This is a genomic window from Streptococcus infantis, from assembly GCF_047465525.1.
Lineage (GTDB): Bacteria > Bacillota > Bacilli > Lactobacillales > Streptococcaceae > Streptococcus > Streptococcus infantis_R.
The window spans coordinates 13,056-25,291 of record NZ_JASGZS010000012.1; the positions used below are offsets into that span (position 1 = coordinate 13,056).

The following is a 12,236-nucleotide window of genomic DNA, read 5'->3' on the forward strand; positions in this document are numbered from 1 at the left end:
TTTGCTTTATAAGGAGGATGAATCATGGTATTTACAGCCAAAAGCCCTAAAATTAATATTGAAGAAGTTCGTAGTTTGTCTAAATTAGAAGGACAAGCACTTGCCACTAAACAACAACGCGATCAAGAACTTGAAGCGATTATTCGTGGTGAAGATCAACGCATTTTGTTAGTGATTGGTCCGTGTTCATCTGACAATGAAGAAGCAGTTCTTGAGTATGCTAAGCGTTTGTCAAAACTGCAAGAAGAAGTCAAAGATCGCGTCTTTATGGTGATGCGCGTCTACACTGCTAAACCACGTACTAATGGTGATGGTTATAAGGGCTTGATTCACCAACCAAATGCCAAAGAAGCACCTAGTCTCATCAATGGGATCAAGGCAGTTCGTCACCTGCATTACCGTGTTATTTCTGAAACAGGAATGACGACAGCGGATGAAATGTTGTACCCAGAGAACCTTCCTTTGGTAGATGATTTGATTTCTTATATGGCAGTTGGAGCTCGTTCGGTTGAAGACCAACAACACCGTTTTGTAGCTAGTGGAGCAGATTTTGCGACAGGTTTTAAAAATCCAACATCTGGAAATCTCAATGTCATGTTCAACGGTATTTATGCAGCGCAAAACAAGCAGAGTTTCCTTTTCCTAGGGAAAGAAGTCGAAACTACTGGAAATCCTCTATCCCATGCCATTCTCCGTGGTGCCCTTAACGAATACGGGAAAAATATTCCTAACTACTACTATGATAATTTGATGGATACTATTGCCCAGTATGAAAAGATGGGCCTTGAAAATCCATTTATCATCATTGATACCAACCATGATAACTCAGGCAAGCAGTATATGGATCAGATTCGCATCGTTCGTCAGACCTTGATTAACCGCGATTGGAATGAAAAGATTAAAAAATATGTTCGTGGTTTCATGATTGAGTCTTATCTAGAAGACGGTCGTCAAAATGAACCAGAGGTCTTTGGGAAATCTATCACCGATCCATGTCTAGGATGGGAAAATACTGAGGCTCTTGTGCGTGAAATCTACCAAAGACTAGGAGAATAATATGGCATTTATTGAAAAAGGTCAAGAGATTGATATTGAAGCGATTAAGGCGGAAACACAGTTATCTGCAAAAGCCTTGCAACATAAGGAAAGCCGTGACCAGGAACTAGCAGACATCCTTTCAGGAAAGGATGACCGAATCTTGTTGGTCATTGGACCTTGTTCGTCTGACAATGAAGAAGCAGTTCTTGAGTATGCTCGCCGTTTGGCAGACTTGCAGAAGAAAGTTGCGGATAAGATTTTCATGGTCATGCGTGTTTACACAGCCAAGCCACGCACCAATGGAGATGGCTACAAGGGTTTGGTTCATCAGCCAGATACTTCTAAAGCACCAAGTTTGATTAATGGTTTGCAGGCTGTACGTCAGCTTCATTATCGTGTTATTACAGAAACTGGATTGACTACAGCAGATGAAATGCTTTATCCATCCAATCTAGTTTTAGTTGACGACTTGGTGAGCTACCATGCCGTGGGTGCGCGTTCAGTAGAAGACCAAGAACACCGTTTTGTAGCTTCAGGGATTGATGCACCAGTGGGGATGAAAAATCCAACCTCAGGAAATCTATCTGTTATGTTTAATGCCATCTATGCTGCACAAAATAAGCAAACATTTCTTTACCATGGACAAGAAGTTGAGACTTCAGGTAATCCCCTGGCCCACGTTATCCTTCGTGGAGCTATGAATGAATATGGGAAGAATGAACCAAACTTCTACTATGAAACTCTCTTAGATGCTATCGGCCGTTACGAGTCTATGGGGCTTGAAAATCCCTTTATCATGATTGATACTAACCATGATAATTCAGGGAAACAATATATGGAGCAAGTTCGAATTGTTCGTCAGGCTCTGCTCAACCGTGACTGGAATGAAAAGATCAAGAAGACAGTTCGAGGTTTCATGATTGAATCTTACTTGGCAGATGGTCGCCAAAATCAACCAGAAATCTTTGGTTGTTCTATTACAGACCCATGTCTAGGATGGGAAAACACAGTAGCCTTGGTAGAAGAAATCTATACTACCTTAACAAAATAAGTGAAAAGGATGGAGTTGGGGAAACCTCAACTCTTTTTGACGAAAATGATAGTTGGACACGGAATCGATATCGAAGCATTAGCTTCCATACAAAATGCAGTTAAAAAAAGAGAAGGCTTTGCGCAGCGTGTGTTGACAGACAAGGAATTGAAGCGTTTTGCCAGTCTCAAAGGTCGTAGACAGATTGAGTATTTGGCTGGTCGTTGGTCAGCTAAAGAAGCTTTTTCAAAGGCTATGGGAACGGGTATTGGAAAGCTAGGATTTCAGGATTTGGAAATTTTGAACAATGAGAGAGGTGCTCCCTACTTCAGCAAATCCCCGTTTTCAGGAAAAGTGTGGCTATCAATTAGCCATACAGATCAGTTTGTGACAGCTAGTGTTATTTTGGAGGAGAATCATGAAAACTAGTCCACATAGACCAACCAAAGCCCTCATCGATCTGGGAGCTATCCGCTACAATATCCAACAAATGGGAGCGCACATTCCCAAAGATACCCTCAAATGGGCAGTTGTAAAAGCCAATGCCTACGGACACGGTGCGGTAGCTGTTGCGACGGCTATCCAGGATGATGTTGATGGCTTTTGCGTTTCGAATATCGATGAAGCCCTCGAACTCCGTCAGGCAGGAATTTCTAAGAAGATTCTCATTTTGGGAGTATCTGAAGTTGAATCTCTTTCATTGGCTAAGGACTTTTATATTACCTTGACAGTGGCTGGATTGGAATGGATCCAGAAACTCATAGCGACAGAGTCAGACTTGTCAGGATTAACTGTTCACCTTAAAATTGACTCAGGTATGGGACGAATTGGTTTTAGAAGTGCAAGCGAGGCAGCACAAGCTCAAACTTTACTCAAGGAACATGGAGCTAATGTTGAAGGGATCTTTACCCATTTTGCAACTGCAGATGAAGAGTCAGACAGCTACTTTAACCAACAGTTGGACTGTTTCAAGGGAATACTTGCTGGCTTGCAAGAAGTACCAGAATTGGTTCATGCGAGTAACTCTGCGACTACTCTATGGCATGCAGAAACGATTTTTAATGCTGTTCGCATGGGGGATTCTATGTATGGTCTCAATCCAAGTGGACAAGTTTTAGAATTGCCTTATGAACTAAAACCTGCTTTGACCTTGGAAACAGCCATCGTTCATATCAAAACAGTAGAGGCTGGTGCTTGTATGGGTTACGGAGCAACTTATCAAGCAGACGGTGAGCAAGTCATTGCCACTTTGCCAATCGGTTATGCGGATGGTTGGACACGAGATATGCAGAATTTCTCAGTTCTGGTGGATGGACAATTGTGCCCTATCGTAGGGCGTGTATCCATGGATCAAATCACTATTCGTTTGCCTAAGCTTTATCCATTGGGTACCAAGGTAACCTTGATTGGCTCAAACGGTGACAAGGAGATTACTGCAACAGATGTAGCAGTTTACCGAGGAACCATCAATTATGAGGTGGTTTGCCTCCTTAGTGATCGAGTTCCGAGAGAATATCATTAAGAAACAAAAGGAAAGGAGAGGAGCATGAATTTACATCAACCCTTGCATGTCTTGCCTGGCGTGGGACCAAAGTCAGCAGAGAAATATGCCAAACTAGGAATTGAAAACCTGCAAGATCTCTTGCTCTACTTTCCTTTCCGTTATGAAGATTTTAAGACCAAGCAGGTACTAGAACTAGAAGATGGTGAAAAGGCTGTCCTATCTGGTCAGGTAGTAACACCAGCTAGTGTTCAGTATTATGGTTTTAAGCGCAATCGCCTACGCTTTAGCCTCAAGCAGGGAGAGGTTGTGTTTGCAGTTAACTTCTTTAACCAACCCTACCTGGCTGACAAGATTGAGCTAGGAGCCACTCTAGCCGTTTTTGGTAAGTGGGATCGCGCCAAGGCTAGTCTCACAGGGATGAAGGTTTTAGCCCAAGTGGAGGACGACCTTCAACCTGTCTATCGTCTCGCACAAGGAGTTAGTCAAGCAAGCCTTGTTAAAGTCATTAAAACCGCCTTTGATCAGAGGCTAGATCTCTTGATAGAGGAAAATCTCCCTCAGTCCTTGCTAGATAAATACAAACTCATGTCTCGCTGTCAGGCTGTTCGTGCTATGCATTTTCCTAAGGATTTGGCAGAATACAAGCAGGCTCTCCGTCGAATCAAGTTTGAGGAACTTTTCTATTTCCAAATGCAATTACAGACCCTCAAGTCTGAAAATAAGATTCATGGAAGTGGTCTAGTCTTGAATTGGTCGGAAGAAAAACTAACTGCGGTTAAAGAAAATTTGCCTTTTGCTTTGACCCAAGCACAAGAAAAGAGCCTGCAAGAAATCCTGACCGATATGAAGTCGGACCATCACATGAATCGACTCTTGCAAGGGGATGTTGGTAGTGGGAAAACAGTGGTGGCAGGTCTAGCGATGTACGCAGCCGAAACGGCTGGTTATCAGGCTGCCCTCATGGTTCCAACAGAGATTCTTGCAGAGCAGCATTTTGAAAGTCTAGAAAGTCTCTTTCCTGATTTGAAACTAGCTCTTCTAACAGGTTCATTAAAAGCTGCAGAAAAACGTACGGTTTTAGAGACCATTGCCAAGGGCGAGGTCGATGTGATCGTCGGTACCCATGCTCTTATACAGGACGGGGTGGACTACGATCGACTTGGTTTAATTATCATCGACGAGCAACACCGTTTTGGTGTGGGACAAAGACGTATTTTACGTGAAAAAGGAGAAAATCCAGATGTCCTCATGATGACGGCGACTCCGATTCCACGAACCTTAGCCATCACCGCCTTTGGAGATATGGATGTTTCCATTATTGACCAGATGCCAGCAGGACGAAAACCGATTGTGACACGTTGGATCAAGCATGAGCAACTGCCACAGGTTTTGACTTGGTTGGAAGGAGAAATTCAAAAAGATTCTCAGGCCTATGTTATTTCTCCTTTGATTGAAGAATCTGAAGCCTTGGATTTGAAAAATGCTATTGCTTTATCGGAAGAATTGACGGATCATTTTGCAGGAAAAGCAAAAGTAGCTCTCTTACACGGGAAGATGAAGAGTGATGAAAAAGACCAGATTATGCAGGAGTTCAAAGAGAGAAAGACAGATATTCTGGTTTCGACAACGGTTATCGAGGTTGGGGTCAATGTGCCAAATGCGACCGTCATGATTATCATGGATGCTGATCGTTTTGGACTCAGTCAACTCCATCAGCTCAGAGGTCGCGTCGGTCGGGGAGACAAGCAGTCCTATGCGGTTCTTGTGGCTAATCCTAAAACGGATTCAGGTAAAGACCGCATGCGTATCATGACAGAAACGACCAATGGTTTTGTCCTTGCGGAGGAAGATTTGAAAATGCGCGGTTCGGGTGAGATTTTTGGAACCAGGCAGTCAGGTTTACCAGAGTTTCAAGTGGCTGATATTATCGAAGATTTTCCGATTCTTGAGGAAGCACGTAAGGTAGCTAGTTATATCAGCTCCCTTCCTAACTGGCAGGAGGACCCAGAGTGGCATATGATTGCTCTAAATCTAGAAAAGAAAGAACATTTAGATTAAGCTTTCTCTAAGAAAATCTTAAGTTTGCTTTTAGGGTTATTGCCTATACTAGAGTCATCAAAAAGAAACGAGGACTCTCACATGACAATGACGATTAAAGTAAATTACCAAAAAACGTTTCAACAGGAGCAAGCACCTTCTCCTAAATACTAAGTAAAAGAGCGGTAACGCTCTTTTTGTGTGGGGATTCGCAGCTAAGGGATTTAGAAAAATGCTTATATTAATTTTATTTACTGAATGCATAAACTTAAACACCACTTCAAACGAGGTCTTAGTCTATCTGGTAAACTGAATGCAGTGCTTTGAGAAAGCTGTGACTAGCTTTCTAGTTTTCTCTTTCGTTTTCATTGAGTCACAAGTTACTTTTAGTTTTTTCTAAGGAAAATATAAGCTATGTTTTAGGAAGGGATTTTATACTAGGTTCATCAAAAAGAAACGAGGACTCTCACATGACAATGACGATTAAAGTAAATTATCAAAAAACCTTTCAAGAAGTAGTAGAGGCAGACAAGCTTGCTACAAAATAGTATTTAAAAAGGGCGATAAAGCCCTTTTTAAATACTTGCTTTAGGTGAAATATGGTAGACTTTTAGTATAAAGAATCAGTAGAATCACGCTATACCAATTTTTACTCTTGACAAGTAAAAGAAACAAGTATATACTGTTTTTGCTGATTCTATAAAAGAAGAATTAGACTATACCAATTTTAAGGAGAAAGCACAGCTAGCCTGTGTCGTATATACTATGTGTGGAATTGTTGGTGTTGTTGGAAACACAAATGCAACTGATATTTTGATTCAAGGGCTTGAAAAGCTCGAATACCGTGGTTATGATTCGGCTGGAATTTTTGTCCTAGGTGGTGCTGAAAACCATTTGGTGAAGGCTGTTGGTCGTATTGCAGAATTATCTGCTAAAACTGCTGGTGTTGAGGGAACAACTGGTATCGGACATACTCGTTGGGCCACTCACGGGAAACCAACAGAAGATAATGCTCACCCACACCGATCTGAGACAGGACGTTTTGTCTTGGTGCACAACGGGGTGATTGAAAACTATCTTGAAATTAAGGAAGAATACCTTGCAGGACACAACTTCAAGGGACAAACAGATACAGAAATCGCTGTTCACTTGATTGGAAAATTTGCGGAAGAAGATGGCTTGTCAGTTCTTGAAGCCTTCAAAAAAGCTCTTCACATCATCCGTGGTTCTTATGCCTTTGCCCTGGTTGACTCACAAGATCCTGAAGTCATCTACGTGGCTAAAAATAAATCACCACTTTTGATTGGTCTTGGGGAAGGCTATAACATGGTTTGCTCAGATGCTATGGCTATGATTCGTGAGACCAACCAATACATGGAAATCCATGACCAAGAGTTGGTAATCGTCAAGGCTGATAGCGTAGAAGTTCAAGATTATGATGGTAACAGTCGTGAACGTGCTAGCTATACTGCGGAACTTGACTTGTCAGATATCGGTAAGGGAACTTATCCTTACTACATGCTTAAGGAAATTGATGAGCAACCAACTGTTATGCGTAAACTCATCCAAGCCTACACAGATGAGACTGGTCAAGTAGTGGTGGATCCTGCTATCATTAAGGCTGTTCAAGACGCAGACCGCATCTACATCCTTGCAGCTGGAACATCTTACCACGCAGGATTTGCTTCTAAGAAGATGCTGGAAGAATTGACGGATACACCAGTTGAGCTTGGAATCTCATCTGAGTGGGGTTACGGTATGCCACTTCTCATCAAAAAACCACTCTTCATCTTTATCAGTCAGTCTGGTGAAACAGCTGATAGCCGTCAGGTTTTGGTTAAGGCCAATGAAATGGGAATTCCAAGCTTGACAGTGACGAACGTGCCAGGATCAACGCTGTCACGTGAAGCTAACCATACCATGCTTCTTCACGCAGGTCCTGAAATTGCCGTAGCATCAACTAAGGCTTATACAGCCCAAATCGCAGCCCTTGCCTTCCTTGCAAAAGCAGTTGGTGAAGCAAATGGCAACGAAAAAGCCAAAGCTTTTGACCTAGTTCACGAGTTGTCTATCGTGGCTCAGTCTATCGAATCAACTCTTTCAGAGAAAGAAACGATCGACGCAAAAGTCCGTGATCTTCTTGAAACAACACGCAACGCCTTTTACATCGGACGTGGTCAAGATTACTATGTAGCCATGGAAGCCAGTCTCAAGCTCAAAGAGATTTCGTACATTCAATGTGAAGGTTTTGCGGCTGGAGAGCTCAAGCACGGAACGATTGCCTTGATTGAAGAAGGAACACCTGTCTTGGCCCTCTTGTCAGACCCAGTTCTTGCAAACCACACTCGCGGAAATATCCAAGAAGTGGCAGCACGTGGAGCTAAGGTCCTCACCATTGCAGAAGAAAATGTTGCCAAAGATACAGATGATATCGTTCTTACGACCGTCCACCCTTACCTCTCACCAATCTCAATGGTCGTACCAACGCAATTAGTCGCTTACTTTGCAACCCTACACCGTGGACTCGACGTGGACAAACCACGTAACCTTGCTAAGTCAGTAACGGTAGAATAAACCAAAAAATTAAATCATAAGCAAAAGTGAACTAGATAGTTTTCTGAAAATCAGAATACTGTCTTGTTCACTTTTTTGTATATTCAATGAAAATCAATGACCAAATTTGTTCTCTTGTGTAGATGCCTCCAAGCATCGCTTTGAGGTTTTAGATAAGAGTGACGCAGTCAGTCTTATTTATTGTAGAGAAAATGGATCAAGATCTCAGCCAAGGTAGTTCAAGTCAAGATTGAAGAGGATTGATTCATACTCTTCGAAAATCTCTTCAAACCGCGTCAACGTCGCCTTGCCGTAGGTATGGTTACTGACTTCGTCAGTTCTATCCACAACTTCAAAACAGTGCTTTGAGCTGACTTCGTCAGTTCTATCCACAACCTCAAAACAGTGTTTTGAGCTGACTTCGTCAGTTTCATCTACAACCTCAAAGCAGTGCTTTGAGCAACCTGCGGCTAGTTTCCTAGTTTGCTCTTTGATTTTCATTGAGTATCACTCCTTTTAAGGATTCATTAGAAATAAATCTAAAATTAAATGTTATTCCAGTTTCTATTAAAATGAGAATTATTTTTGAAAGATATGCTTGTGGAAGACTTGCAAGCTATAAAAAAACTCTAAGAGCTGGATGATAAGGATCCAACTCTTAGAGGAGTGAGTTTCGTATTTTACTTGCGATACAAACGATCGTATTGGTAGTAAGGATCAAAGGTTACGTTGATACCTAGTTTGCGAAGAACATTTTTATCTTCGTCTGTTAGGATAATCGTAGAGTGAGCTTCGCTTCTTTTGAGATTTCCGAGTTCTTTCATGGCACGATCTGCATCAGGATTCTGCATTGCTGTGATAGCAAGGGCGATGAGGATCTCGTTAGAATGAAGTCGAGGGTTACGGCTACCCAAGTGATTGATTTTCAAACCTTGAATTGGTTTCACCACTTCTGGTTCAATTAATTTTGTTTCAGCATCAATGTTAGCGGACATCTTGATAGCATTGATCAATGCAGCCGCTGTTGGACCAAAGAGTTCTGAGTTCTTACCAGTAACGATTTCACCAGAAGGTAATTCAAGAGCGAGAGCGGGTCCACCTGTTTCTTCTGCTTTTTGACGTGCGGCAACAGCAACCTTTCGGTCAGCTGGTGTGATACCCAGGTCATTCATGAGAAGCTCAATCTTCTTCACAGCAGTTTCTCCAACCTTCTCAGCTTTGAAGTCAAGAACTGTCTGGTAGTAGCGACGGATAATTTCCTGTTTAGATGCTTCAATGGCAGCGTCGTTATCAGTGATTGCAAAACCAACCATATTGACACCCATGTCAGTTGGAGACGCATAAGGAGATTCACCCAAGATACGTTCCAGCATGCGCTTAAGAACGGGGAAAATCTCGATATCACGATTGTAGTTGACTGTGGTTTCTCCATAAGTTTGGAGATGGAATGGGTCAATCATGTTGACATCATCTAGGTCTGCTGTAGCAGCTTCATAAGCTAAGTTGACTGGATGATGAAGTGGGAGATTCCAAACTGGGAAGGTTTCAAATTTGGCATAACCAGACTTGATACCATTGATTTGGTCGTGGTACATGTTAGACATACAAGTTGCCAACTTACCTGAACCAGGCCCAGGAGCTGTCACGACAATCAAATTGCGACTAGTTTTGATATAGTCGTTTTTCCCCATACCTTCAGGAGAAATGATGTGATCCATATCTGTCGGATACCCCTTGATAGGGTAGTGAAGATAAGAGTCGATACCATTCTTCTCTAATTGATTACGGAAGGCATCTGCTGCCGGTTGGCCTGCATATTGAGTAATGACAACTGAACCAACAAAGATACCAAGTTCATTGAATTTATCGATCAAACGAAGCACTTCTTGGTCGTAAGAAATGCCCAAGTCACCACGAGCTTTGGAATGCTCGATGTTACTTGCATTAATAGCAATCACAACTTCAACCTGCTCTTTCAATTCTTGCAAGAGCTTGATTTTATTGTCAGGCTCATAACCAGGAAGAACGCGAGCAGCGTGGAAATCTTCCAACATCTTACCCCCAAACTCTAAATAGAGTTTGCCATCAAATTGGTTGATACGCTCCAAGATATGGTCGCGTTGTAGATTCAAATATTGTTCAGAACTAAAAGCTTGTTTTTTCATTTTTTTACCTCTGAGCTCTATTATATAAAAAAAATGGAAGATTAGAAACTAGAGAGTCGCAAAAGTGAGAAAAAAAGATAAAGCAAACGCTTGCATAAAATTGATAAAAGGTCTATGATGGAGTAAAGTCAATTTTAAATAGAGGTAAAAAGATGCAAGAAAAATGGTGGCACAATGCCGTTGTTTATCAGGTCTATCCAAAAAGTTTTAAGGATAGCAATGGAGATGGGATTGGTGATTTGCCTGGGATTACCAGTAAGCTAGACTATCTAGCTAAGTTAGGGATCACAGCGATCTGGCTTTCTCCAGTCTATGATAGCCCCATGGATGACAATGGTTATGATATTGCCAATTATCAAGATATCGCGGCTATCTTTGGAACCATGGAAGATATGGATGTGCTGATTGCTGAGGCTAAAAAACGAGATATCCGAATCATTATGGATTTGGTGGTCAATCATACATCAGATGAGCATGCTTGGTTTATCGAAGCTTGTGAAAATCCTGATAGTCCTGAGCGAGACTACTATATCTGGCGTGATGAACCTAACGAATTGGAGTCAATTTTCAGCGGCTCTGCCTGGCAATACGATGAAAAGTCTGGTCAATATTACCTGCACTTTTTCAGTAAGAAACAACCAGACCTCAACTGGGAAAATAAAGAACTTCGCCAAAAAATCTATGAGATGATGAATTTCTGGATTGATAAAGGGATTGGTGGATTCCGTATGGACGTCATTGACATGATTGGGAAGATTCCTGATCAGAAAATTGTCAACAATGGTCCTATGCTTCATCCCTATCTCAAGGAAATGAATCAGGCTACTTTCGGCGACAAAGAGCTCTTGACAGTAGGGGAGACATGGGGAGCAACACCAGAGATCGCTAAACTCTATTCAGATCCTAAAGGACAAGAATTGTCTATGGTTTTCCAGTTTGAACATATCTGTCTTCAGTATCAGGAAGGACAACCTAAGTGGCAGTACCAAAAAGAGCTAAATGTTGGGAAATTAAAAGAAATTTTCAACAAATGGCAGACAGAATTAGGAGTTGAGGATGGCTGGAATTCCCTTTTCTGGAACAACCATGACCTCCCTCGAATCGTCTCTATCTGGGGAAATGACCGAGAATACCGCGAAAAATCTGCTAAAGCGTATGCAATCTTGCTTCATCTCATGAGAGGGACTCCTTATATTTACCAAGGGGAGGAGATTGGGATGACCAATTTCCCGTTTGAAAAGCTAGATCAAGTAGAGGATATTGAATCCCTCAACTATGCGCGTGAAGCTCTTGAAAAAGGTGTTTCAATGGAAACAATCATGGATAGCATTCGTGTGATTGGACGTGACAATGCGCGTACTCCAATGCAGTGGGATGAGACAAAAAATGCTGGTTTCTCAGACGGACAACCTTGGTTGGCTGTTAATCCAAACTATGTGAAGATAAATGTAAAAGAAGCTTTAGCAAACCCAGATTCTATTTTCTATACTTATCAAAAATTGGTAAACATTCGTAAGGAAAATAGCTGGTTGGTGAGAGCTGATTTTGAACTCCTTGAAACGGCTGAAAAAGTCTTTGCTTACATCCGTAAAGATGGCGACCGTCGATTCCTAGTAGTGGTTAACCTTTCAAGCCAACAACAAGAGTTCCACTTGGATGCAGTCCTTAAGTCAGTCTTAATTGCAAATACAGATGTCAAAGCTACCATAGAACAACTAACATTGGCTCCCTGGGATGCCTTCTGTGTCGAATTAGTTGCTTAAAATTACCATCTCAAGTGTCGCATGGCGCTTGGGATCTTTACTAAAATAAGTGTAGAAAATTCTTTAAAAAATATTTGTTTGAATTTTCTAAAAAATACCCTGTAAACCCTTGCTTTTATAGAAAAATAGGGTATAATGGTGAAAAT

General features: G+C 41.7%; 9 protein-coding genes. 7 read left to right on the top strand and 2 right to left on the bottom strand.

Annotated elements, in window-relative coordinates:
• The first annotated feature begins 24 nt into the window (after positions 1-24).
• The 6 genes from QM374_RS05925 to glmS all read left to right on the top strand — a co-directional run bounded on the left by QM374_RS05925 (position 25) and on the right by glmS (position 8,183).
• The gene (locus QM374_RS05925; protein WP_414311160.1) at positions 25-1,056 is read left to right on the top strand and encodes a 3-deoxy-7-phosphoheptulonate synthase; all 1,032 of its coding nucleotides are present in this window, start codon (positions 25-27) and stop codon (positions 1,054-1,056) included.
• Between the two features lies 1 nt (position 1,057).
• Positions 1,058-2,089 (top strand): 3-deoxy-7-phosphoheptulonate synthase, encoded by a 1,032-nt coding sequence (locus QM374_RS05930; protein WP_049503924.1) that lies wholly within the window; start codon positions 1,058-1,060, stop codon positions 2,087-2,089.
• Between the two features lie 45 nt (positions 2,090-2,134).
• Positions 2,135-2,497, top strand: a complete 363-nt coding sequence (gene acpS / locus QM374_RS05935; RefSeq protein ID WP_414311181.1) for a holo-ACP synthase — start codon at positions 2,135-2,137, stop codon at positions 2,495-2,497.
• Positions 2,487-3,590, top strand: coding sequence for an alanine racemase (gene alr / locus QM374_RS05940; RefSeq protein ID WP_414311161.1), 1,104 nt, complete (start codon positions 2,487-2,489; stop codon positions 3,588-3,590). Before acpS ends, alr begins: the two co-directional genes overlap by 11 nt.
• A 24-nt stretch (positions 3,591-3,614) precedes the next feature.
• Positions 3,615-5,630 carry an ATP-dependent DNA helicase RecG gene (gene recG / locus QM374_RS05945; RefSeq protein WP_414311162.1) on the top strand — a complete coding sequence of 672 codons (2,016 nt, stop codon included), beginning with the start codon at positions 3,615-3,617 and terminating at the stop codon, positions 5,628-5,630.
• A gap of 744 nt (positions 5,631-6,374) precedes the next feature.
• Positions 6,375-8,183: a glutamine--fructose-6-phosphate transaminase (isomerizing) gene (gene glmS, locus QM374_RS05950; protein WP_414311163.1), complete on the top strand. Its 1,809-nt coding sequence runs from the start codon at positions 6,375-6,377 to the stop codon at positions 8,181-8,183.
• 204 nt (positions 8,184-8,387) lie between these two features.
• Here glmS and QM374_RS05955 read toward each other — a convergent pair whose 3' ends face one another.
• Together QM374_RS05955 and QM374_RS05960 are read right to left on the bottom strand one after the other, a co-directional pair.
• Positions 8,388-8,663: a hypothetical protein gene (locus tag QM374_RS05955; RefSeq protein WP_045762826.1), complete on the bottom strand. Its 276-nt coding sequence runs from the start codon at positions 8,661-8,663 to the stop codon at positions 8,388-8,390.
• A 179-nt stretch (positions 8,664-8,842) separates the two neighbouring features.
• The gene (locus QM374_RS05960) at positions 8,843-10,327 is read right to left on the bottom strand and encodes a DUF1846 domain-containing protein (protein ID WP_414311164.1); all 1,485 of its coding nucleotides are present in this window, start codon (positions 10,325-10,327) and stop codon (positions 8,843-8,845) included.
• Positions 10,328-10,479: 152 nt separating this feature from the next.
• On the opposite strand from QM374_RS05960, the gene QM374_RS05965 reads away from it, so the two are divergent.
• A complete protein-coding gene (locus QM374_RS05965; protein WP_414311165.1) occupies positions 10,480-12,090 on the top strand; it encodes a glycoside hydrolase family 13 protein in 1,611 nt (536 codons plus the stop codon).
• Positions 12,091-12,236 lie beyond the last annotated feature (146 nt).

Bases quoted from the DNA above. Each gene is read 5' to 3' on its own strand.
- QM374_RS05925 (WP_414311160.1), top strand. From the start codon at position 25: ATGGTATTTACAGCCAAAAGCCCTAAAATTAATATTGAAGAAGTTCGT.
- QM374_RS05930 (WP_049503924.1), top strand. From the start codon at position 1,058: ATGGCATTTATTGAAAAAGGTCAAGAGATTGATATTGAAGCGATTAAG.
- acpS (WP_414311181.1), top strand. From the start codon at position 2,135: ATGATAGTTGGACACGGAATCGATATCGAAGCATTAGCTTCCATACAA.
- alr (WP_414311161.1), top strand. From the start codon at position 2,487: ATGAAAACTAGTCCACATAGACCAACCAAAGCCCTCATCGATCTGGGA.
- recG (WP_414311162.1), top strand. From the start codon at position 3,615: ATGAATTTACATCAACCCTTGCATGTCTTGCCTGGCGTGGGACCAAAG.
- glmS (WP_414311163.1), top strand. From the start codon at position 6,375: ATGTGTGGAATTGTTGGTGTTGTTGGAAACACAAATGCAACTGATATT.
- QM374_RS05955 (WP_045762826.1), bottom strand. From the start codon at position 8,663: ATGAAAATCAAAGAGCAAACTAGGAAACTAGCCGCAGGTTGCTCAAAG.
- QM374_RS05960 (WP_414311164.1), bottom strand. From the start codon at position 10,327: ATGAAAAAACAAGCTTTTAGTTCTGAACAATATTTGAATCTACAACGC.
- QM374_RS05965 (WP_414311165.1), top strand. From the start codon at position 10,480: ATGCAAGAAAAATGGTGGCACAATGCCGTTGTTTATCAGGTCTATCCA.